This is a genomic window from Bartonella sp. AA168HLJHH, assembly GCF_042197365.1.
Classification (GTDB): Bacteria; Pseudomonadota; Alphaproteobacteria; order Rhizobiales; family Rhizobiaceae; genus Bartonella.
In genome coordinates this window covers 228,714-253,284 of sequence record NZ_JBHIRS010000002.1, presented here as the reverse complement: position 1 = coordinate 253,284, position 24,571 = coordinate 228,714, and the positions used below count along the sequence as shown (strand labels likewise).

The window sequence follows — 24,571 nt, the reverse complement described above, 5'->3', positions numbered from 1 at the left end:
TTTATCATGGAGACGCAAGAGGGGTTGGCTGCGTATGGAATATGAATGTTCCACTTAAGGCGTGATCTTTAAAAGAAATTGTATAAAAAATTTTTTGGTTTATTTCTTCTGGTGTGAAATAGAGTGGAGCACTGAAGAGTGTATATTCTGCGTTATCACTGACTTTTCTTGCTGCTCCAATTTGCATTTCTCCTCCATCTAAAAAGAGAGAGGAAGGAGTGGTTTTGTTGTTATTTTGTATTTTTATAAGAAGGGTACTGTTATTTTTTTCGGCACTTATTTTTAGTGCATTCTGCATCATGCGGGGCAAAGAATCTTGCGCCTTTTTTAAGAAGGAAGCAGGAAGCTGTTTATTTTTAAGAACAGATGGCGAAAAATCAAAGTTAATAGTAAATGGAAGACAGATTTTATTACATAATCCAAGAGTGAAAGCACCACTTAAATTTTTGCTTGAACCAGAAAGATTGAAGGGCAATATTACTTTATCTTTATAACCTAATGACCAATCATTTTCTGTTTCAAAAAGCTGTGGAGTAGGATAAAAGATTTCATAAGAAATCTGTTGGTTGAAATTAAAAAATGGTGCCATGCCAGAATTACCTGGATTACGCCAGTAAGTTTTCCATCCTGGTTTAAGCTCAATTTCAATAATGCCTTCTCTTATTCCAGAAAGAGAAGGTTCAGTGATCGCTAATCGGATACGACCACCATCTGATTCATACCAAGATGTTGCGAAAAGCTGGAGTTTTTGTTCTGTTTGAGCATTTACAGGAATGTTAAGTAATTCTAAAACTATGAATGTTAAGCTTAAAGTAACTAAAAGCTTTTTATAAAAGAAAGTTGCGATATTTTGTAAATTTGTAAATATACGACTTTTTTTCATTGGAGTTTTATTTTCCTAGTGTGCTAAATGAACAAACTTTTATCATGTAAATTATGGAGAATAACAGATTAATGAAGCGGTGTAATGGCTTTTTAGGTGGACAATTACTCATAGCAATGCCTGGGATGAATGACAAACGCTTTATTCGTTCTGTTATTTATATTTGTGCGCATTCTGATGCCGGTGCGATGGGCATCATTCTTAATCAATTGCATCATATTGATTTTCCAGAGCTTTTGCTTCATTTGGGAGTCATAGACAGTGGCCAAAAAAAAAGTCTTTCTGAACCAATAAAACAGTTTCCTGTTCGCTATGGTGGTCCTGTTGATCCTTCGCGTGGTTTTGTCCTTCATTCAGATGATTATACTTGTGAAGAAACTGTTTTTATTGCAGATAAGATCTGTTTTACTGCGACAATTGATATATTAAAAGCGATCAGTTGCGAACAAGGTCCGCAACATGCACTGGTCGCATTAGGCTATGCTGGATGGAAAGCGGGGCAACTTGAGGCAGAAATTTCTACAAATGGTTGGCTAATCAGTTCTACATCACCTAGTTTTCTTTTTGAAAGCGATTTAAGCTGCAAGTATGATAAAAGTTTAACACGCATGGGTATCGATCCAACTTATCTTGCTTCTGAAATGGGACACGCGTAGAGTTTTTTCTAAGCTTTTTAACTTTACACGTTATTTTATCCCTTATGTTTTTATTTTATAAGGGAAATGGCTCTGAACGAGCGTAATTAATTCTTCTATGGCAATCGGTTTCGTCACAAGTGTACTTTGAACATATTTACAGCCTTCTTGACGGAGGAAGATTGCTTCTTTTTCATTTTCAACACCTTCTGCGATAATTTGCAAATTAAGATCTGTTGCCATATTAATGATAGACTTTAGAACAATTTTCTTCTTAAGAGAGTCGATTGAGATAAGTGAACGATCAAGTTTAACCATATCAAATGGATAACGTACGAGATAGGTCAGAGACGAATAACCTGTTCCAAAATTATCGAGTGCGAGATTCATTCCAAGTGTTTTAATTTGTTCAAGAAAGTGCGCTGATTGTTCAGGATTATTTCTTAAGACAAATTCAGATATTTCAATCATCAGACGCCCTTTGTGGAGCGGATGGCGAAGCAAAGCGGCACGCAATTGACTGATAAAACGAGGATGAATCATTTCTGCGCTTGGTAAATTAATTGAAATAAAGAAAGATTGTTGGGAAAACTTTTCTTGTACATTTATAAGATCAATAATGGCATTATCAATGATAAATTGTGACAAATCCATAACAATTTGTTCATTTTCTACGATTTTTATGAAATCAGAGACATTTAAATTTCCATAAGTGGGGTGATGCCATTCTACAATTGTTTCAAAACCAATAATATGTCCGTCTGATAAATTAAGAATAGGATGGTAGAGGATTTTCATCTCATTACGTTTTATGGCATAATGAACATCTTTCTCCAGAGTATTATGTTCGAGACCCAAAGTGCGAAAATTAGGACGAAAAGGTTCAATATGGTTCCCACCCATTTGTTTTGCGCGAATCATCGCTAACTCACTATCATTAAAAATATCTTTAGCCGTCGATCGGCTTTCACTCCATGTAACCAATCCGATAGAGGTTGAAAGGATTATTTTATTTTCTGAAAGTGAAATAGGTGCTGAAATTGTTTTGTGCAAATGATCTGCAAATGCTGCAATTTTTTGTGGTTCGGTTTCACTGAGTAAAATAATTGCAAAGCGGTCTGCTGAAAGACGCGATAAGGTGTCTTGAAAGTTAATGAGACGATTTAAACGACGTGCGATTATAAGCAGTACAGTATCCCCAACTGCTATGCCTAATTTGCGATTAATTTGGCGAAAATTGTCAAAATCAATCATAAAGACAGTCGGTCTAATTTTGATATTTGCTTTCGCTAAAGAGGTATAATTTTGTAGTCTATCAAAGAAAATTTGTTGGTTAGGAAGTCCAGTTAAGCTGTCGTGGATTGCATCATGCAATAAGCGTTCTTCGGATTTTTTATGGTTAGTAATATTGACAATGGTTCCAATGACACGTGTGATTTTTCCATCTTTTTGCATAGCCGGACGTGCACGAAGAGAAAACCAATGATAATAACCACCACCGGAAGAAAGCCGAAAAATTTGATCAATGCGCCCTTTTTTATTTTTAAGAATGATATCCAATACGGCTTGAAAGCGTTCACGATCATCATGGTGCAAGGCTGAAATCCAGTTGCGCATAGGTCCATTGAGGTTATGAATTTCAGTACCAAAAAGGGTTGCCATGTTTGGATGTACAACAATACGATCACGCTCAATATTCCAATCCCAAATAATATTTCCAGCTCCCTTTGCTGCGAGTACTTGTTGTTCAAGGTCGGAAAATATTCCTTCATGGAAAGCGTCATTAGAAAAAGTTTGTTGCAGGACAGTAAAGCTTATGAGAAGAACAATGAGCACTAATCCCCCTGCTAATGCTGGCTGGATAATATCATTGTTTAAATGTCCAGCTATGCAGGTATAGGCTCCAACACACCAAAAGCTAATGAGCAACCATGTTGGAATAAGCATAATGGCGCGGTCATAGCTTCTGATTGAGAAATAGATGATTAATATTATACCAAGCACAGCGGTAAGGCCAAAAGACAAACGCGCAATTCCAGCTGCTCTGATGGGATCGTAAATAGCAAAGGCTCCTAGACTGCAAAACGCAATGGTCCAAGCGATAGCACCGTAACTAAAATGATAATGCCAGCGGTTAAGGCTGAGATAGGTAAAAAGAAAAATGAAGAGTGTAGCAGTAAGTGCTACTTCTGTACCAGCACGCCAGATTGGTTGGGTTGTGAGTGTAACTGCAAAGAATTTATTTAAAAAGTTGAAGTCAATACCAATATAAAAAAGCACTGCCCAAGCAACTGCCGCTGTTGCAGGAAACAGCCCCGTTCCACGGACGACGAAGAGAACAGTTAACAAAAGCGCTAAGAGACCTGATATCCCAAGAAGAATACCATGATAAAGCGTATAAGAATTAATTGCATCTTTATAAGCTTCAGGTTGCCATAAATAGATTTGCGGTAGATTTGCAGAGTTAAGTTCGGCCACAAATGTAATAACAGCACCAGGGTTAAGGGTAATACGAAAGATATCAGAGTTTGCACTAAGTTGACGATCGAGGGAAAAACCTTCGCTTGGCGTTATGGATTGAATCCTTGATGATCCAAGGTCTGGCCAAAAAAATCCAGAACGTGCCATGCGGTAATGGGGGGCAACGATGAGACGATCAACTTGTTCATCTGTTGGATTTGCAAGAGAAAAAACTGCCCAATTTCCGGAAAATTTTTCATTTTTTGCCTGCACTTCAATACGCCATACAATACCATCTGGTCCTGGTGCTGTACTTGTTTGAAAAATAGAGTTGTTTGTATGGTGAATTTCAATTGCTTTTGAGAGATCAAGAGCAGCATCTTGAGAAGAAATTTTAACTGGTTCAATTGCTTGTGCTGATGTAAGATGGACAAAAGAACTAACGACTACAATGAAAATGATGTCAATTATTTTACGCAAACTCTTCACAATGTCCCACTCTCAATATTTTAGGATGTTTAATTTTCATTTCGACTTTTGAGAAAAAACGTCCACCTTTTATAATTTATTTACATAATAAATTGTTATCACTTTTTCTTAAGTTATGTGATTTTATATACAAATAGACCACACACCCATTTGCTTCAATGGAACCTGAAGCGAATGAAGTTTTATATTTTAAAAGTGCAAAGTTAAACCATGAATTTTCAGATTTCACGGATATACCTTCACTTATTAGAATCTTTATCACATGAAGTATGAATTGGGTAGTTTTGTACGCCTATTTGCCCAATATTTCCAAAACTTATTTAATGAGGAGAGCTTTTGTGGTAAATTTTATGATAAAATATGTGACGTTATTGTGATGTTGCATTGAAAAGAAGTTTTTACTTTAGCTTGTATGAAAGAGTTGACGTTAAATCATCAAAATTTATAAGGGGTCCTACAGGTCCGACAGCAGTTAGTGTTGGAGTGGAGTTTGTAAAAAGACGATGTGCTAAATCAGTTAATCTTTTAGGAGTGATGAGATTGAGGCGTTCAATTGTTTCCGATATTGGAATTGGTCGACCATAAAGGAGTATTTGGCGAGCAATGAGATGTGCTTGACTAGAGGGATTTTCCTGTGACATTGTCAGATTTGCACGATATTGCGTTTGTGCTCGTTGCAGTTCGTTGGCGTGAATATTTTTGCTGACCTTGGAAAGTTCATCAAGAATCACAGGAATAAGTTCTTTGAGCCCTTCTTGTCCGGTAGCTGCGTGAACACCAAAAAGCCCAGTATCTGAAAATCCCCAATGAAAAGCATAAATAGAATAGCATAATCCACGTTTCTCTCTTACCTCTTGAAAAAGACGTGAAGACATACCACCACCAAGAATGATTGAAAGAATTTGGGCTGCATAAAAATCACGCGCGTGATAAGCACGCCCTTCAAACCCTAGAACAACTTGTGTATCCATTAAATCGCGATATTCACGAAAGTCGCCACCGACATAATTTGCAAGATTAGTAAGAGGTGCGGTTGAATGGGAGCGAAAAGTACCAAGACGACTTTCAACTTCTCGCAAGAAACTTTCGTGCTTTACAGCTCCTGCAGCAACGACAATCATACGATCTGCACTATATTGTTTATTGATGAAATCATGGAGATCATTAGATGTAAATGATTGAATAGTTTTAGCTGTTCCTAAAATAGAGCGTCCAAGGGATTGATGACGAAAGGCTGTTTCTGTAAAGTGATCAAAAACAATATCATCAGGAGTGTCATGGGCAGCACCAATTTCCTGAAAGATTACTTGTTTTTCTCGTTCTAGTTCATCGTCGTCAAATTTTGAATGCATTAAAATATCGGCTAAAATGTCTATAGCAAGTGGGATATCGCTTTTAAGTACACGTGCAAAGTAAGCTGTTGTTTCAATACTGGTTGTAGCATTGATTTCACCGCCAACATCTTCAATATCGGTTGCAATTTGAAAAGCAGTACGGTTTTCGGTTCCTTTAAAAGCCATATGCTCAAGAAGATGAGCAATACCATGCTGTGTGGAGGTTTCATTGCGTGAGCCCACTTTAACCCATATTCCGAGAGCAACACTATCAATTTGTTGCATTGTATGTGTGGCGATAGTCAAACCATTACTAAGGCGACATATATCTACATCCATGTATCTACAACTCCATTAAATAAGCTAAACACCTCATTGTAAGGGTATCAGAATATTCTTGATTTAAATTAATGCAGCTAACTTTAATAAGATGCACGCGATTTTAAAGAAATATAATCTTTTACTATTTTTTCATCATTAGCAAGATTTATAAAATGTTCTTCGTGTTTCATTACATCATTGAGATGAGATGGCCATGGAGCATGAAGGCCACAAGCGCTTTTAATAGTATCAGGAAATTTAGCTGGATGAGCCGTGGCAAGAACGATCATTGGAATATGCGGTTTTTTGTTTTCACGCGCTACTTGAAGAGCGACCGCTGTATGTGGATCAACAAGATAGCCACTTTCCTTATAGACACTATCAATTGTTTGAGCTGTTGCAGCCATGTTGCTTTTTCCAGCGGAAAATAGGGAACGAATATTTTTGAGTTGCTTTTCATCAAGAGTAAAGAGCCCCGTTTTTTTCAAGTTTTCCATTGCATTGCGAATCCACATTGGATCACGATTGCCACTTTCAAAGAGCAAACGTTCAAAATTAGAAGAGACCTGAATATCCATAGAAGGTGATGTTGTATGGACTATTGGTTGTGTTTCGTAAGTACCACTGGTCAATGTACGTACAAGGATGTCGTTATCATTCGTTGCGATGACCAGTTGAGCAATGGGTAATCCCATACGGGCTGCGACATAACCTGCAAAAATATCACCAAAATTTCCAGTAGGAACAGTAAATGAAACAGCTCTATCAGGTGCTCCTAAAGAAAGTGCAGATGAAAAATAGTAAACAATTTGCGCCATGATACGCGCCCAATTTATAGAATTAACACCTGAAAGTGCTCTTTTTTTACGAAAATTGTGGTCATTAAACATTGCTTTGACAAGAGCTTGGCAATCATCAAAATTTCCTTCAATGGCAATGGCATGAACATTGGAACAATGATTGGTTGTCATTTGCCGTTGTTGAACAGGCGATACACGTCCTTTAGGAAATAAAATAAAAATATCTGAGTGTTCTTTTCCAGCAAAAGCTTGTATCGCAGCTCCTCCTGTATCACCTGATGTTGCAGCAATAATCGTTGCACATCTATTTTTTTCAGTCAAAACATAATCCATCAGTCGAGAAAGAAACTGCATTGCTACATCTTTAAAAGCTAAAGTAGGACCATGAAAGAGTTCAAGGATAAATTCATCTGCTCCAGTTTGTCGTAACGGACAGATTGCTGGATGGTGAAAGGTTGCATAAGATTCAGCGATCATATTTTCAAAAGCTGTATATTCGATTTCGTTATTCACAAAGGGCCACAGAATAGTTTTAGCAATTGTTGTATAGGACTGACCACGAAGTGCTCGTAACGCATCAAATGATAGCTGAGGAAATTTATCTGGCAAATAAAGTCCCCCATCACTTGCCAACCCTGTCATGATTGTTTCCGTAAAGCTTAAAGCAGGAGCTTCACCTCTCGTGCTGATATATTCCATAAATCTTATCCTTTTTTTATTTCTGGCAAATTGGTGAAGTTATTTATTTCACGTTTTTCATAATATTTAAATTATTAAATGGATAGAGCTTCTTTTCTTCTTTTTAACTCAATAATGAAAGGAAATAGCCTTAAGCATTTTTATTTTTGAGATATAAACGCCAAATGTTCACAGAAAATCTGTTACAGTCAAAAATTTTCTCTCTATTATTCATTCACTTAGATTTTACAACGTATCTTCAGTTGTACACCTTCTTAAATAATAAAATTAAATAGATAGAATAGTATTTACTGAAGAACTTTGTATAAAAATCAATCATTCATAGTTATTTTATACTCTTAATACTCTGTAACAATTAAATCTGCTAAACGAAATGTTAAAATGATACATCCCAAGACTCACATTGGAAGATTTATAAGGTAATTTTATGGCATTTCGTGCGCAAATCTATACTTTGAATAATCTTTTTTAGCTTAATTTATTACTTTGTATAATAATAGATATTATATTTGTGCTATACAGTATGGTAGCCTAAAGGTTATCCATAGAAAACATACAACAGCCTGCTAAATGATGGGAAGCAGGCTGTAAAGTATTTTCATTTTAAATAGAAAAAAATAACTAAGTATCTTTGAATTATTTGCCTTTAATTTTTCCTATTGCCCATCCGATTATCCCACTAAATATGGCCATAACAGATCCAGTCAAGAATCCAAAACCCAAAGCTCCTACTGTAGAAAAAACTCCTAGCGTAATTGGTTCAAACACTTTCTCAAATTTTCCTTCAAAGGCAGATTCACTTTTTGCTCTATGAGTGAAACTTGGGACATAAAGAGCAGCTATATCGATAGCTTTTTTCTTTCCTTGTTCTATTAGAGAGACAGTTTCCCATTGAGTATCATTTTTCAAATGATTGGCATGAACATTTATAATTTGTGAAAGCAAAAAAGCAACTGCTATAAAAATATTTAATACGTAAGTTTTCAATACTTTAATCATAGTTTACCACCAATACTTTTATTTTAATCTGAATTGAATAGATGCATCGGCAGAATTAGTGCACATTGAGAGAAACAGAAGCATTTAAAGCTTTTTTCACTCTTAGTGTGATAATTCATTAGTTTTATCATCAACAATGGATAAACACAGAATATGTTCATAGTTTATATTTCATATGAGAAGGTCTTATTCTGATGAAATTTCAATTTTAACGAGATTTAAAATACAATATTATTTTACTTATTATCCATCCTAAAAACATGCCTATCGTACTTGATGCATATCCAAGTGCCATCCCCATACCAAAAGCCCCGAGTGTAAGAGGTTCAACAACCTTTTCAAATTTTCCTTCGACGGTAATTTCATTTTCCATACGACGATTTAGATTTTGTGTATAGAGAGCAATCGTACTGATTGCATCCTTTCTGTTCTGTTCTGTTACAGAAATAAAAATATTCTCACGATGAATATTGTTTTGCAAATAGTTGGCATGTACATTTACAGTCTGTGAAATGTAAAAAACAGATATCATAGAAATAATTAACATATTATTGTTAAAAAAATTAATCATCATTTACCTCAAATACTTTATAGTATTCAATATATATATATGTATGTATATAAATTATACTTTGGATTTTTGGATGTAATTTACAGAATTTATAGTTATAGTAAGAGAAGTAGAAGCTTCATTATGTAATAAATTTATAATAATTAATAATAACATAATGAAGCTATGTATTCTATATTTCTACAATAGATTGAATTACTTGAACATCAATACTATGTCATTTATCCAATTTATTATCGATCCTATAAAACTTATTGCATATCCAGCGTACAATAGTCCCCCTCTTACAGTCATAGGCTCAAAGACCTTTTCTAATTTTCCTTCACCTATTGTTCCATGTTCTGTTTGATAATTTACAGACGGAGCATAGAAAGCAGTCGTAGAAACTACATCGGATTTCGCATATTTTACTTGTTCCATTGGGAAAACAGAAAGTTCCTCTTTTGGAGTATCGTTTTTCAAATAGTTTGCATTAACATTTACAGTTTGTGAAATAAAAAAAGTGCTCGCTATAAAAATGCTTAAAATATAATTTTTAAATATTTTTACCATAACTTTACCTCAAATATTTTTAATTTATATATGTAAGAAATATACATAATGTTTATGTATCTCACACTATATACAAGTCATATAGTTCAATATGTATTTTTAGTCAATAATAAAAATACATATAAAAATATACCTATAATTTTTTTACAAACATTATTGTAAAAAAGTAACAGTAATAATTACAAATTATATTTTTAAAAACTTTATAGAATATTTTATTATGTGTTATATATAAAACAGCATATGGTTATCGTATAATTTTTATAAAACGATATTAATATATTTTTTAAATACATTAATAGATAATAAAATTGATCAAAATTTTTACATATTTAATATATAAAAATTTATTTATTATCGATAGTATAATAGAAAACATGAAAATTATGATTTAGTTATAAAAATATTATTAACAATTAAAATATGAATGGATACGATAAAATTTTATTATTTATAGTATTTATTATAGATAGTCATTATTGTATAATGTGTGTTATATAGATATTATTTAAGTTATTATTCAATGGTTATTTAATTGCATTGTGATAGCAGAATAATACTTCTTAATTTACTATTAAATATATACATTTATCTTATAGATAATAATATGTTATAGATACTAAAAAATGTACAATTTTCTCATAGTGTAAAGTAGAGCTCGAATTGGATAGAGATAAATGATATTATCTTTTTATCGCTAATGTGAACGGCATATTACTATGATGCAAGGCAGTGTATAGAAGAATATAATTTAGACATATTTATGAGTGCCGAAAGATCAGCATTAGATAATATTTTCAACACTTTCTTTTTTCCAAACTGAAAAGCCGCTTTTATTTTTAGAAAGTGGATTACTTTTGAAAAGATCTGATTTCATTGCTTATTTAAAAAGTATATTAAATGCTTTCGGAAAATTTTAAGCAACTATTGGTATCTCTGTCGCTTGTTTAACATGATTATATGTTTCATATTTATGTGCTTTTTTAAAGAAACCGTTTTCAAGGTACTCAAGCCTATTTTGCAATGATAGATATGATGATAAAGCCCCCATAATATAAAATTCTTAGGGCATCAGAATTTTTGACGTTTATAAAGAAGAAAGATGGTATTGGCATACACTTTTCTCGCTCCTAATGTTGCTACAATTTTTGCCTTTTAAGATGATTCATTAAAAGGCATTTTTATTTCTTTATTTATTTAATTCAACATATCCAGATTTGAAATGAGAGAATTTTACAATATTCGGTTTTTTTGCTTAATTTGAATAATGATAAATTATGATTATAAATCAATATATTGTCTGTAAATTACTTGGTATGAAATGTTTTTGATAAAAGGTACATCTTCATAAGAGTGTATTCTTTTTGTTTTTTGTAATCTTAGGGAGGTTGTACCAATTGATGCTGTTAAAATACTATTTAAGCAGCAAAGTAAATAAGCCTTCAACAAGTTTATGAGATTTGGATTGAGTAAATATAAGCCTTTGTAACTCAACAAGGACGCATTTGTCATTTTCAATAAAGTCTTGTATTCTATAGAATACGTGAATTTTAATATTGTTTTCCATGATCAATATGCGCATCCCCTACAATTTTACCATAGTGTGTGATTTTTTTGATCAGATGAAAGAGGTTATCAATTTTCACATCTTATCGAGCAAGGCATCGTAATATTCCTTTGTTTGACAAATATAATAATTTATCAGGATAGGCTGCTGTGGTTGGGAGTGGGATATCGGATTTGAGATAGATAAGCAGGGTTTAATTTTTATGAGTTTGTACCCCTGTTTTTTGCTTTTTTAAAAGCACGTACAATGGTTAACTGACTTATGATCTCAATGAGGTGCTATATTTTTCCTTCACATTGAGATGCAATTCACCCGTGTCGTGAATTACGCATTTATTGAAGTTATTATAAAAGGAGCAGCGAGAAGAGAAGGACATTTGAATAAAAATACTTCTTACAATAGTTTACAAATTGATATATTCAAGAGATTTTTTATAATAGATCTCGCCATACTGCCATTGCTTCTAAGACTTCTCCTAAATGAGCATGTTTTGCAATAACTGTTTCTGCACCAGCTTCTGCAAGTGCATTAGAGTGGCCAAGATAGCTATGTGATCCTCCCGTAAAGCCGATGACACGCATGCCTGCTGCTATGGCTGCGTGTACACCATGAAGTGAATCTTCTATAACGATAGTGTTTTGGGGCTCTGCCTGTAATTGTTGTGCGGCAAAAAGAAAAACATCAGGGGCCGGTTTCGTTCTTTTTGTTCCAACTTCAGGTGCTGAAAATATTTTACCTTCAAAAAGGTCATAGAGGTCAACCGTGGTGAGCATCTCTTTTATATCTACGCTTTTTGCATTAGAGCAGATACAGTAGGGATAGCGTGTTTGGATAATTTCTACAGCTTCTCTTACATCATCAATAGCCCGTAATTTAGTTTTTATTTGTGTACGAAAAATATTAGTCATTTGATCTATGAGATGAGCAGAAATAGGTTTTTCTGTTTCCTGTTCAACGTGTTTAAGAATATCGCGAAAGATAAGCCCTGCAAAACGCTCACTCAATTCTTCGGGTGATATTTCATATCCTGTTTGTTTGAGCAATTGAGATCCAATTTTTGCTGCAAGATATTCAGAATCGACGAGAACTCCGTCACAATCAAAAATAATAAGATCTATCTGAGGCATAAGATATTCCTTTACATGTTACGAGATGGACAACTTTCATGAAAACGATATTGAGAAGATCTTATTTCATAAAAATACGCTTTGAAAATGATTCTTAATTCTTTTACGAAATAAAAGATATGGGAACAGTACATTGAAAAAAAGAAAATTAAGGTTTCATTCATATGAAAGTTTTTTTACTAAAAAAACAAAAACAATTATCAATTTTGTAGAACTTTAACGATACGTTTACGCTATTTTGTAAATATAGATTGGTAATGCGGGCCTATAAACTATTTTGGTTGATTATAGGGCAAATTCAGTTAATTTTGTTGGGTTTTTCATGACAGTTATTCAGCTTCAAAAAGATTTCCTTCGTACTCCCTCACAAATGCCATGGCGCAATAAAATTTTTAAAGGAGATTGTGTTTCCGTTTTAGAAAAACTTCCAAAACATTCTGTTGATATGATTTTTGCGGATCCACCCTATAATTTGCAATTGGATGGAGCTTTATACCGTCCAGATCATTCGCTTGTTGATGCGGTTGATGATGCATGGGATCAGTTTGAGAGTTTTGCTGCTTATGATGCTTTTACTCGTGCATGGTTGCTTGCTTGTCGTCGTGTATTAAAACCCAACGGAACACTTTGGGTTATCGGATCTTACCATAATATTTTTCGGGTTGGGACGGCATTACAAGATTTAGGTTTTTGGATGCTTAATGATATTATTTGGCGCAAGAATAATCCGATGCCTAATTTTCGAGGGCGCCGTTTTCAAAATGCTCATGAGACGCTTATTTGGGCCGTGCGAGATCAAAAAGATAAAAAGTACACATTTAATTATGATGCCTTAAAAGCGGCAAATGAAGATCTACAAATGCGTTCAGATTGGCTTTTCCCTCTCTGCACTGGAGCTGAACGTTTAAAGGATGATTCGGGGCGTAAATTACATCCAACACAAAAACCGCAAGCGTTATTAGCGCGTATTATTATGGCTTCTAGTAAACCTGGTGATGTTATTCTCGATCCGTTTTTTGGTTCGGGAACAACAGGTGCTGTTGCCAAGCTTTTAGGGCGTGATTTTGTTGGAATTGAACGCGAGCAAGATTACATCGATGCAGCATGTGAGAGAATCGCGGCGGTTCAACCTTTAGCGCAACCAGAACTAGCGATTTTGGATAGAAAAAAAGCAGAACCGCGCGTAGCATTCAACAGTTTGCTTGAAGCAGGTTTACTCTATCCTGGAGAAGTTCTGTATGATCGTAAGAAGCAAGTATCTGCTATTGTAAGAGCTGATGGTACGATTATGCATGGTGGTGAAGCGGGCTCAATTCACGCAATGGGAAGAAAGGCTCAAGATTCGCAGAGTTGTAATGGTTGGACCTTTTGGTATTATGAGGAAAATGGACGGTTGAAGTCCATAGATCATTTAAGAATGATCATACGTTCACAAATGTTAAAAACGGGTGTTTTATGAACTAAGCTGATCGCTTCATTCTATTGATCACCAATGTACCTGATCTTGATTGAGATGGACGTAAGGGCGTTTTATGCCTTTATTAGATGTTTTTTATTGACACACTAATCTCGCTTGTAAGCGACAAGCGAGTATTTTTATGCTTCTTTTAGAAGAAATTAAAATGAGAAATTTTCACTCTATGTTCTCGTTTTAGTTGCAAAACAGTAAAATTTCAATATAAGCTTATAAAAATGAAATATCAGAATTAAAAGGTTCATTCAGAAGTTCAAAATTAAGTGCTTTTTTGAATACGTACATCTGTAAAGTGCAATATAATATATTGATTATAAATATAATTTAGCGCAACTCATATCGAATTGCCCTCGGAATATCGTCAAGTTTTCTTATTTCAAATTTGTTCCATATTGAATCGATGAAAATTACTTTCTTGCATGTCATAAACGGGGTTGGCGTGTGAATAAAAATTGTTAACGAAAGAACTAAAAGTACCTCTTATAATCCGTTTCACGTACCAAGGGATGTTGAGGGGGCTGGTAAATATAACGATGGTGCTAACTTGCTCCGTCATAAGCGAAAAAAGGATAGATCCTGAAATTTAAATCTAAAGCTTCTAAGCGTTTCTATCCCTCCTTAATTTTTGTCTGTAGAAAAAATTGGTTATTTCATTTTTTAAAATTTTTCTTTTACAGATTAGTAAATGATCGCTAGAGATACAAAAGTCTCCATTAGAAAACATTTTTATGAATAGGGAAGGTTATTTAAATCTAAAAGAATTGGGAAGTGCTACGGAAATGGCTTTTTTCATAACAGTAGGTAATGCTTCTTCGGCAAGATGTTGAATGTTACACCACCAACCATTTTCACAATTCATTTCATGAACATCTTCGGTATAGTAAACATCAAGTTTTAGAGAAAAGTGAGTAAAAACATGCGTAATTTGTCCTTTGAATTGCCAATTGGCAGTAAAGGGTGCGTTTTGTAGCCCATTTTCGTTGTTTATGCCAATATTGTTAGGAATTTGGGTCATTCCACCAAGGAGCTTTTGCGTCTGTCGTTTTTCCAAATAAATTTGTTTCTTTTTATTAAGGACCACAAAAGCAATACCTGTTTTTGAAGGGCGTTCTTTTTTAGGGGCTTTAACTGGAAAAGACTCCGGTTGTTGCATCTTTTCTGCTTTGCATAAACATTGAAGAGGGCAGGTATAACAAGATGGTTTGCGTGGAGTACAAATTGTTGCTCCCAAATCCATCATTGCTTGAGCAAAGTCACCAGGACGATTTAAAGCAGTAATTTTTTGTGTTTTTTCTTTAATTTCAACTTTTGCTTTTTGCAGTATTGAAGTGATAGCAAAAAGTCGCGCTACCACACGTTCGACATTACCATCAACCACTGCTACAGGGTGGTTAAAAGCAATCGCAGCAATGGCTGCGGCAGTATAATCTCCAATACCGGCTAGAGTTCGCAATTCTTTTACAGATTGTGGAAATAGTCCCGCGTAGTTTTCAACAAGCTGTCGCGCACATTTTTTAAGATTACGTGCGCGTGAATAATAACCAAGTCCAGCCCATGCTTTCATGATATCATCTTGGGAGGCTTTTGCTAAAGAGGAAAGATCAGGCCATAGTTTTAGAAACTTTTTAAAATAAGGCTTAACTGTTTCAACGGTTGTTTGTTGAAGCATGATTTCAGAAAGCCAAACTTGATAAGGATCAGGACGGATACCTTGTTTTTGCTTTTCGGGGGTAATCCGCCATGGAAGATGTCTGTGATTTTGATCGTACCAAGCAAGGAGGTGCGAAGAAATTTCATACATGATTGCTTTCAAGCATAGGGAGATATAAAATGCAAAAGAAAAAATTATTTATTTTGTAATTCATGTTTTTTGCTCTTTTATTGTCAAGGCTCTGGTGAGAAAAGGCTTTTTATTTTGTTGATATTTCATAAATTGAGGAGGCAACAATTTTTAGATGAAACAAATGATTTTAATTTAGTAAGCGCTTGAACAATGATCTAAAAATGAGAAAACAACTTAAAAAACGTATCTTTTATTCTCTTTCTGAGGCGGTATACAAAATACTTGATCCAGTTTTACGCAAACGGACAGGGCTTAATGTAGCGCTTATAGAACATTGGCCACAGATTGCAGGCTATGATATCAGTGAACATACAATGCCGCTTAAAATTATTTGGAAACGTCGTGCAGATCAAGATGAAGTTTTTCAGCCAGCAACACTTGTTGTCGCATGTGAAGGATTTGCTGCGTTAAAATTGATGCATGAAACAGAGGAATTACTTCATAGAATTAACGGATTTTTTGGCTATATTGCTATTGATCGCATCAAGATTGAGCAAAGGAGTATGTCGGTTTTTATGAATCACTTGCCTCTAAAACCGCCTTTGAGTGAACAAGACAAAAAATACGTGGAAAAAATGCTTGAAGGAATTGAAGATAAAAGTTTGCACCAAGCACTTTACCAACTTGGCTGTTGCATTTTTTTGGAAAAAAATAATAAATAGAAAGATATTTTATATATTTTTCTTTAATATATGAGAAAGCATTGGATTCCTATTCGTTAATAACAACAGAAAAGTATTATTTATGGTAAAATATCGTTCTTTTTTATCTTTCGGGATAATTTTTCTCTTCATAACGATTGTACAAAACAGTGTAACAGTTGCTTTAGCGCGTGATCCCAAATCAGTGGCAACTGTTGATATGGCAGAGCTTCTCCAATCGGGTAAAGTAAAGGATCGCTTTGAGGGAGAGGCGGATGCACCAGTCGTCATTGTTGAGTATGCTTCGTTGACATGTACCCATTGTGCGCATTTTTATAATGATATACTTCCCCAAATTCGTAAAAAATATATCAAAACAGGAAAAGTAAAACTTATTTTCCGAGAATATGCTTTTGATCCTCGGGCAACAGCAGGTTTTATGTTGGCACGGTGTGCACCGGAAGATCGCTATTTTCCTTTGATAGAAGTTTTATTTCAAAAACAAAATGAATGGGCTTTCGGAAAAAATGCTCTAACACCATTGAAGAAAATTGGCTTAATGGCTGGTTTTACAGATGAAAGTTTTACTGCGTGTTTGAAAAATCAGTCCATTTTAGATGAAGTAAATGCATCTTTTGAACGCGGTAAAGAGCTTGGTGTCACAGCAACACCTACTTTCTTTATTAATGGTAGTAAATATGAAGGTGCCATGAAAGTAGAAGAATTTTTTGCGGTGATTGATAGTTTTCTAAAAAACTGAATCTTAATCTTCCAGAAGATGGATAGTGATACTTTTGGTCATTATCTCTTTTGGAAGGATTAATATTATGCATTTATGAAGCGATATCGTTGAGCCAAATTTGAATCAAATCATTGCTTTTAAGTGAGCCTGGGTTGAATGATGTTTTGAAGCTGATATGGGAGGATTTGTACAGTGAAAAAATGGGTTTATAGTTTTGGAGATGGAAAGGCAGAAGGAAGTGCAAGTGAGCGTAACCTTCTCGGAGGTAAAGGGGCTAATTTGGCAGAAATGAGTAATCTTGGTTTGCCCGTACCACCCGGATTTACGCTGACAACAGAAGTTTGTAATTTTTATTATGCCCATGACAAATCATATCCAGAAGAGCTACAGGAATCTGTTAAGCAAGCACTAAGATACGTTGCTGAACAAACAGGACGTGAATTTGGGAATGAACAAAGACCACTTTTGCTGTCTGTTCGTTCAGGGGCTAGGGCTTCTATGCCAGGGATGATGGATACAGTGCTGAACCTTGGCATGAATGATAAAACTGTAAAAGCAATTGCTTTACAAGCCAATAATGAACGTTTTGCTTATGATAGTTATCGGCGTTTTATCCAAATGTATTCTAACGTTGTTTTGGGGCTAGACCATTCGTATTTTGAAGAGATTCTTGATGAAGTAAAAGCATGCAATGGTTACACTATTGATACAGAAATGACAGCAGATGATTGGAAGAATGTTATTATTTCTTATAAAGCCTATGTTGAAGAAAAATTAGGAACCCCTTTTCCACAAGATCCTGAACAACAGTTATGGGGGGCGATTGGAGCCGTTTTTTCAAGTTGGATGACAGCACGTGCAGTTACTTATCGCCGTTTACATAGCATTCCTGAAAGTTGGGGAACGGCAGTTAATGTGCAAGCTATGGTTTTTGGTAACATGGGAGAAGATTCGGCAACGGGCGTTGCTTTTACACGCAATCCATCGACAGGGAAAAAAGAACTTTATGGTGAGTTTTTAGTTAATGCGCAAGGGGAAGATGTTGTGGCGGGCATTCGAACACCTCAAAATATTACAGAAAATGCGCGTATTGTTGCTGGTTCAAATAGACCGTCGTTAGAAAAAATTATGCCTGAGGCTTTTTTGAAATTATGTCAGATTGCGCAGAATCTTGAGCAGCATTATCGGGATATGCAAGATCTCGAATTTACCATTGAAAAAGGTAAATTATGGATGCTTCAGACTCGTTCAGGAAAACGCACGGCTCGTGCGGCTCTCAAGATGGCAATTGAAATGGTTGAGGAGGGGTTAATAAACCGTAAAGAGGCTGTGATGCGTATTGATGCAAAGTCGCTTGACCAACTTTTGCATCCAACACTTGATCCCAAAGCAGAACGTTTTGTTATAGGACGTGGTTTACCTGCTTCTCCTGGAGCCGCAACTGGTGAAATTGTTTTTACTTCAGAAGAGGCAGAAACTGTGTCGGCGGAAGGTCGCAAAGTTATTTTGGTCCGGGTAGAAACAAGCCCAGAAGATATTCATGGTATGCATGCTGCAGAAGGAATTTTAACAACGCGTGGCGGTATGACAAGTCACGCTGCTGTTGTTGCGCGGGGGATGGGAAAACCATGTATTTCTGGTGCTGGCAGTGTGCGGATTGATTATAACACAAATACGTTGTTTGCCTCAGGAGAAAGCCTAAAAAAAGGTGATGTTATCACAATTGATGGTGGAAGTGGAGAAATTTTCAAAGGGAAAGTTGCAATGTTGCAGCCTCAGCTTTGCGGAGACTTTGCAAAATTAATGGAATGGGCTGATGGGATGCGACGTATAAGAGTTCGCGCTAATGCTGATACACCATCTGATGCCCGTATGGGGCGCTCTTTTGGGGCTGAAGGTATAGGTCTTTGCCGTACGGAGCATATGTTTTTTTCTGATGAACGTATCGTTGCCATGCGTGAAATGATTTTAAGTCATGATGAAAGTGGTCGTCGTAAAGCACTAGATAAGCTTTTGCCAATGCAGCGTTCAGATTTTAGTGAATTATTTGAAATTATGTGTGGTTTACCTGTTACTATCCGCTTGCTAGATCCACCATTACATGAATTTTTGCCTAAAACGAAAGCAGAAATTCTTGATGTTGCAACAGCTATGGGGGTTTCTGCTGAAGTGCTTGCTGAACGCACTCAGCAGTTGCACGAATTTAATCCTATGCTTGGATTACGAGGATGCCGTTTAGCTATTACTTATCCTGAAATTGCAGAAATGCAAGCGCGGGCGATTTTTGAAGCAGCAGCAGAAGCTGCCCAAAAATCTGGATCTCCTGTTATGCTTGAAATTATGGTGCCACTGGTTGCGCTTAAATCTGAACTCGATTTTGTGAAAGCGCGTATTGATCAGGTTGCTGAGGAAGTGATGAAAGAAAAGGGAAGCACTATTCAATATATGGTTGGGACGATGATTGAACTTCCAAGAGCGGCGCTTCGAGCAGATGAAATTGCTGAAACTGCTGAATTTTTTTCATTTGGAACAAACGATTTGACACAAACTACTTTTGGGATTTCCCGTGATGATGCAGCTCCTTTTTTGGCAACCTATTTTCAAAAAGGTCTTTTAGAGCAAGATCCTTTTGTGTCTATTGACCGTGATGGAGTAGGGGAACTTATTACCATTGCTGCACAGCGTGGACGCTCAAAGCGTGCAAAAATAAAATTGGGAATTTGCGGTGAACATGGAGGCGATCCTGCCTCTATTGCTTTATGCGAAGAAAATAACCTAGATTATGTTTCGTGTTCTCCTTTTCGAGTGCCAATTGCTCGTTTAGCAGCAGCTCAGGCCGCAATAGCAAAAAGGATGTAATGGGTTAATATTTTTTGTTGTATCGTTATTACTGAAATAAATTTTTATATATTCTTTTATTTTCTTTAATAAAGGGAATAAAAATGCTTCTAAAATGCACGATAAGTTGTGTTACGCGTTAGAGGTTTATGAGAGAAAATATAAAGCACAGGATAGACAAAGATGTATTATTAATACACTTTTTATTGGCGAACCTCTTGATAGAGAGAAACGTGTTATTGTGCAGTCAATTTACGCGTTTGCTTTTTTATAGGGGAATGAGCTCCTCACGCAAAGTAGAATGCTGCAAACAAATGCATTTTTTTGTGCATCATGCTGTTTGAGATAGACATTTCTCAGTGATGCCCCATTTCACATTGATATTCGTGGAATGGGGATTATGTAAAACTCCCCATAAGTTTATAAAAATCTTCCCAAAATTTATAAACTCCATTATGCACTCCCATCTTTACATTTATAAAGGAATATCAAAGTTACACAATCTATTGATTTATAAAGATAATTTTTTATTTCTCATATTGAAGGAAAGCTGTAAATATCATAAGATCTTCTTATTTCGACTTCTTTTATAATGAATCAATCAAAACCATGTTTTTTGTATGTTACAGGCGGGATGAGCGTCTGTAGGTAAAAAAAATAAAGCAAGGATATGCCTCTTATGAAACGTCTCAAGTGAGAGCTATCACAAATTGAAGGTAGGTACAGTGTGTAATGGTGCCGGCTTGCTTCTTCACAAGCGTAAAGATGATGTGCGCTGTCGCGCAGTTGTTGTGGGGGGGCCTGCTATTATTATTCACGGGCGTTGTTGCAAAGTGGTTTTGGGTGCTTTAGAGATGTTTTTTAAGAAAGCCCGTGAATGGCAATCCAAGTATATTCCGTTTGGGACATTTTGTTTTAGGTGAGGGGGAGTGAGACCAAAAAGACATGTGATAAAGTAAGAGCATGAGGCAATAGGTAATTTCCGTTATTTTAAAGATATTGCTTTAGATGTCTTTGAAAGGCGTAAAGCTGAATTAAAAGGAAATGGCAAAGATGAAAAATGGTGTTTACCTTAAAATTTCATATTCTTCCCAAATTAGGCTGTTTTCCTGTTTTAAGAGATTATACAAACAGAGATGCGCAATATTCTTGCCTCCATTTGGCATATAAAAGCTATAACAGCTGAGAGAAGTACTAAACTGTCTTAACATTTTTTTCAAACATACTGCTGCGGTAAGTTTGGATGTTGATTTATAGACAATACTAAACGCACACGCTCTCTTAAGAAGACAATGTCATAAAACACATAACTTTCCAGCAATAGATTAGAGAGAAGTGCCGGTTTTTTATCAGACACTTTGCAAAACAACAACCATAACACAATTAGCTTTACGTCTACTTATCCTTACAGGTGTTTGCACAAATTCTTTGCATCATATTTATAAAGATCAAATTGACGATAATATATGGACAATTCGTGGTTCGATAATATGAAAGGTTTACGTGATACTACAAAAATTTCGTGTCCTTTTATCATCAGAGGCAATAAAAATGCTAGAACAAGCGCGTTTGCTATTTTGCAATATTCTTTTTTCTGCAATCGGTTGTGGTTTTTTTGAAGCAAATTATACGGCTCAATATGTAATGTGTAAGAAAACCATTCTGATTGATTGAAAATAAGAGGGCTTGAGATGAAGGAATGTTTGAGGGGAGCATTAAACAAACGAAAGATGAATTATCATTATAAATTAAGAGATTATTATGATTAGCTTCAATTTAATAAACCAATTTCACGCATTTTCATTAAAATTGTGTGATTAATTTTACCTGTTACAGGAAGATCAAATATTTTTTGAAACTGTTTTAAGGCTTCTATCGTCTTTTGATCTTCTATTCCTGTGACAATAACCTCCTCATTCCCAAAAATATGTAAAGCTTTTTGCACTTGTATAATATCTTCAACAGAAGGCTCTAAAATAGCTTCTTTTAAGTGTGTCATATTTTTTGTATTGTTTGTTTCTATTTCGCTTTGCTTAATTAATATCGCGATTTCATCTGCTGCGGGATTAAATAGAACATTCTTTTGCATTCTCTGAGCAGTTTGCTGTTTCCATAAAGTGATGGCTCGGCGTGTTTTAGGTCCTTCCAGTCCATCTAATGGTCCATCATAAAGTCCTAATTTTGCTAGTTCTTTTTGCTTTTCCAGCATGCTTGCTGATTGAGAGGGTAAAGGTGAATTTGTGTACTTATGACTTTGAGAATGTACAGAAGTTACACGGGAGAGTTTTTGTGATTTTTCTTCTTTTTCCGATAAAGTAGAGCTCTTACCTATACTTTGAACAGAGGAAAATTTCATTTGAGTTAAAATATTTTGATGCGTTGTCATTTGCGAAAATAAAGCATTAAATGAAATAAATAAAAAACTAATGCTAAAAAGAAAAGATCCAACAAAAAATAAAGTATTTTTTCGTGTATAGAAATAAATAGTTTTTGCACTCCAAAAAATAAAATGAAAAATTATAAGAAGAAGTGTTATAACAATACTACTATAGTATTTACGGTGTTTTACAGTTTTTTTTCGGTAGGTCTTTCGTTTTGTTGCCATTACTTTTATTTTCAGTTGCGTTTATTTTTTACAAAGAAACAAATATAAATTAGGAAACGAATATGAATCAGTTTTTACTTCCAGCCAGAGAGAAGTGCATTGACATTATTGATTTTTCCTTTCAAACTCCTAGAATGAGCAGCTTCATTATATCAATTTATAAGTTGATAAATCAACAAGAGTTCTTATCAACGTTTATTCATTTTATTTTATACAAATCTTTAATGTGTATAAAGAGAACACCAAATGATTAGCATTCAAGATCATTTTGGTGTTTGCAAACTACATTATCACATATAATTATCTAAACAATAATGCCACGTTATTCTTCATTTTGGGGCATATGTTTGCCTATTATTTAAAATAAAATTGAAAATATTTGCCTATAACGCTAAAAAGATGACAATCATTATCTATTCTTTATAATTTACATATAGATGGTTACTTATCCATAAACGGTTTGATAATAATAATTATCTCTTAATATTATTATATTTTGGTATAAATTCCTTCTATTAAATAATTTTCATAAGTATTAATTAAATTGATGTTTACAATGTTATAGAAAAAACTGGCTTGAGATGTAATCATAAGAGATGCAATTGTTTTTTGATGTTTTTATCGACAGGTTGACCATTTTCATAACATTTCAGTAAAAATTTTATAGATAATATAAATATTTTATCGACACTAGAGTCAGAATAACAGAGTTTACTCTTTTTAGCCTTTTCAACTAAGCTAAGATGGTGGACTATTATTTAAAATAATTATGTACACAACATGATTATCTTTCTCATTTTTTATCATAGTATGTTCATTAACATGATCAGCTTGTAAGTGTATAATTTTGATGTTATTTTTTACTGAATAGACAATGTATCCCATTTTATACAGCGGAATTGTGCCATATTTATAAAAAAGCCAATGATATAGATCCAATACATGAATACTCAATTTTATAAAAAACACATTTTATAAATTGTTTATAAAGCAACAGTGTATAAAATGCTCCTTTTATTGTATTTACCACTGCGGTACATTGATTGTCCATGATACGTTTTTTAATCAAATTATCATTTTTTTTATTTTTTATTTTTGTCATTATTTCATTTTTTGTAGCAGATCCAAGCAGTAACCATTCTTCTAGCCCCCAAAATAATGAGACAACAACGAGCGATGTGATTATTGCTTTTAAGGAAGCCTTAAATGACTTAGGCGCATTTTGTGACCGTAATATAAAAACCTGCAAATTAGGAAAATCCTTTTTAAGTTCACTTGGCGAGCGCGCATATTACGGTGCAAGAGCTGCTTATGAATATTTAGGGAACATATTAGGAAAAAAAATGATATCAGAGACTTCCCCTAATGTTTCTTACAAAATCGAAATACAAGAGTTCTTACAAAACCATGCAATGTTATCTTGAAATAAGGATTTTTAACGTTCTTCGTGTTATTTATGTTAGGAAGAATAAATATTTATTTTTTATAAGTGTATTCAAGAATGATTATTCAAACGAAACAGGACTAAAATAATGGCGGAAACAATCGGTAATATTATAGAGAACTTTTCGCTTTTGGATAATTGGGAAGATCGTTATCGTTATGTCATCGAGCTTGGCTATGAATTGCCACCTTTTCCAGAAAGCGCTCGAAATGATGCTCACAAAGTTCCTGGTTGTGTTAGCCAAGTGTGGCTTTTATCTTCACGTAATAACTCAAAAGATCCAATATTGACGTTTCAAGGTGATTCCGATGCTCATATTGTGCGTGGACTCATTTACATACTTCTTGCTTTTTATTCAGGCAAAAAAGCTTCTGAAATTCGCAATTCTGATGCTCAAGAGCTCTTTGAAAAACTTGGTTTAAATGAAAATCTTACACCACAACGATCAAATGGTTTGAAATCAATGATTAAACGGATTCGTAACGAAAGCTATATGTAATCCCCTTGGTAGAAATTGCTATATATACAAAAGCTTCACACAAAACAT

At 34.7% G+C, this 24,571-nt stretch carries 19 protein-coding genes; 9 read left to right on the top strand and 10 right to left on the bottom strand.

From position 1 onward, the window contains the following. Positions 1-4 precede the first annotated feature (4 nt). On the bottom strand, positions 5-883 hold the full coding sequence (locus ACFINM_RS02945; RefSeq protein WP_375640296.1) for a protein-disulfide reductase DsbD domain-containing protein: 879 nt from the start codon (positions 881-883) through the stop codon (positions 5-7). 71 nt (positions 884-954) lie between these two features. Here ACFINM_RS02945 and ACFINM_RS02940 point away from each other — a divergent pair, with 71 nt between their 5' ends. Further along, the gene (locus ACFINM_RS02940; RefSeq protein WP_375620658.1) at positions 955-1,539 is read left to right on the top strand and encodes a YqgE/AlgH family protein; all 585 of its coding nucleotides are present in this window, start codon (positions 955-957) and stop codon (positions 1,537-1,539) included. A gap of 42 nt (positions 1,540-1,581) precedes the next feature. Here the strand turns inward: ACFINM_RS02940 and ACFINM_RS02935 are convergent, their stop codons facing one another. The 7 genes from ACFINM_RS02935 to ACFINM_RS02905 all read right to left on the bottom strand — a co-directional run bounded on the left by ACFINM_RS02935 (position 1,582) and on the right by ACFINM_RS02905 (position 12,437). Further along, on the bottom strand, positions 1,582-4,467 hold the full coding sequence (locus tag ACFINM_RS02935; RefSeq protein WP_375620659.1) for an EAL domain-containing protein: 2,886 nt from the start codon (positions 4,465-4,467) through the stop codon (positions 1,582-1,584). A gap of 398 nt (positions 4,468-4,865) precedes the next feature. Then, a complete protein-coding gene (locus ACFINM_RS02930) occupies positions 4,866-6,140 on the bottom strand; it encodes a M16 family metallopeptidase (RefSeq protein WP_375640293.1) in 1,275 nt (424 codons plus the stop codon). A gap of 83 nt (positions 6,141-6,223) precedes the next feature. Beyond that, the gene (thrC, locus tag ACFINM_RS02925) at positions 6,224-7,621 is read right to left on the bottom strand and encodes a threonine synthase (protein WP_375611136.1); all 1,398 of its coding nucleotides are present in this window, start codon (positions 7,619-7,621) and stop codon (positions 6,224-6,226) included. Between the two features lie 636 nt (positions 7,622-8,257). Then, complete coding sequence (locus ACFINM_RS02920) at positions 8,258-8,620, bottom strand: hypothetical protein (RefSeq protein ID WP_375629499.1); 363 nt, start codon at positions 8,618-8,620, stop codon at positions 8,258-8,260. Between the two features lie 208 nt (positions 8,621-8,828). Next, complete coding sequence (locus ACFINM_RS02915) at positions 8,829-9,191, bottom strand: hypothetical protein (protein ID WP_375640290.1); 363 nt, start codon at positions 9,189-9,191, stop codon at positions 8,829-8,831. Positions 9,192-9,386: 195 nt separating this feature from the next. Next, the gene (locus tag ACFINM_RS02910) at positions 9,387-9,743 is read right to left on the bottom strand and encodes a hypothetical protein (protein ID WP_375620662.1); all 357 of its coding nucleotides are present in this window, start codon (positions 9,741-9,743) and stop codon (positions 9,387-9,389) included. A gap of 1,998 nt (positions 9,744-11,741) precedes the next feature. After that, entirely contained in the window at positions 11,742-12,437 is a 696-nt protein-coding gene (locus tag ACFINM_RS02905) for an HAD family hydrolase (RefSeq protein ID WP_375620663.1), read from the bottom strand. Between the two features lie 370 nt (positions 12,438-12,807). Between ACFINM_RS02905 and ACFINM_RS02900 the strand changes: the two genes are divergently transcribed. Then, positions 12,808-13,896: a site-specific DNA-methyltransferase gene (locus ACFINM_RS02900; RefSeq protein ID WP_375613050.1), complete on the top strand. Its 1,089-nt coding sequence runs from the start codon at positions 12,808-12,810 to the stop codon at positions 13,894-13,896. 757 nt (positions 13,897-14,653) lie between these two features. Here the strand turns inward: ACFINM_RS02900 and mutY are convergent. Continuing rightward, a complete protein-coding gene (gene mutY, locus ACFINM_RS02895; RefSeq protein ID WP_375640285.1) occupies positions 14,654-15,712 on the bottom strand; it encodes an A/G-specific adenine glycosylase in 1,059 nt (352 codons plus the stop codon). Between the two features lie 203 nt (positions 15,713-15,915). On the opposite strand from mutY, the gene ACFINM_RS02890 reads away from it, so the two are divergent. The 5 genes from ACFINM_RS02890 to ACFINM_RS02870 all read left to right on the top strand — a co-directional run bounded on the left by ACFINM_RS02890 (position 15,916) and on the right by ACFINM_RS02870 (position 21,649). Beyond that, entirely contained in the window at positions 15,916-16,416 is a 501-nt protein-coding gene (locus ACFINM_RS02890) for a DUF721 domain-containing protein (protein ID WP_375611142.1), read from the top strand. A gap of 82 nt (positions 16,417-16,498) precedes the next feature. Continuing rightward, entirely contained in the window at positions 16,499-17,155 is a 657-nt protein-coding gene (locus tag ACFINM_RS02885) for a DsbA family protein (RefSeq protein ID WP_375620665.1), read from the top strand. 174 nt (positions 17,156-17,329) lie between these two features. After that, positions 17,330-19,996 carry a pyruvate, phosphate dikinase gene (gene ppdK, locus ACFINM_RS02880; protein ID WP_375629487.1) on the top strand — a complete coding sequence of 889 codons (2,667 nt, stop codon included), beginning with the start codon at positions 17,330-17,332 and terminating at the stop codon, positions 19,994-19,996. 704 nt (positions 19,997-20,700) lie between these two features. Continuing rightward, complete coding sequence (locus ACFINM_RS02875; RefSeq protein ID WP_375640281.1) at positions 20,701-20,898, top strand: hypothetical protein; 198 nt, start codon at positions 20,701-20,703, stop codon at positions 20,896-20,898. A 580-nt stretch (positions 20,899-21,478) separates the two neighbouring features. Then, positions 21,479-21,649 carry a hypothetical protein gene (locus tag ACFINM_RS02870; RefSeq protein WP_375640278.1) on the top strand — a complete coding sequence of 57 codons (171 nt, stop codon included), beginning with the start codon at positions 21,479-21,481 and terminating at the stop codon, positions 21,647-21,649. A 97-nt stretch (positions 21,650-21,746) separates the two neighbouring features. Here ACFINM_RS02870 and ACFINM_RS02865 read toward each other — a convergent pair whose 3' ends face one another. Continuing rightward, the gene (locus ACFINM_RS02865; RefSeq protein WP_375640276.1) at positions 21,747-22,580 is read right to left on the bottom strand and encodes a peptidoglycan-binding domain-containing protein; all 834 of its coding nucleotides are present in this window, start codon (positions 22,578-22,580) and stop codon (positions 21,747-21,749) included. Positions 22,581-23,629: 1,049 nt separating this feature from the next. Between ACFINM_RS02865 and ACFINM_RS02860 the strand changes: the two genes are divergently transcribed. Then, entirely contained in the window at positions 23,630-24,004 is a 375-nt protein-coding gene (locus ACFINM_RS02860; protein WP_375620668.1) for a DUF5330 domain-containing protein, read from the top strand. Between the two features lie 108 nt (positions 24,005-24,112). After that, the gene (locus ACFINM_RS02855) at positions 24,113-24,523 is read left to right on the top strand and encodes a SufE family protein (RefSeq protein ID WP_375611146.1); all 411 of its coding nucleotides are present in this window, start codon (positions 24,113-24,115) and stop codon (positions 24,521-24,523) included. The last annotated feature ends 48 nt before the right edge of the window (positions 24,524-24,571 follow it).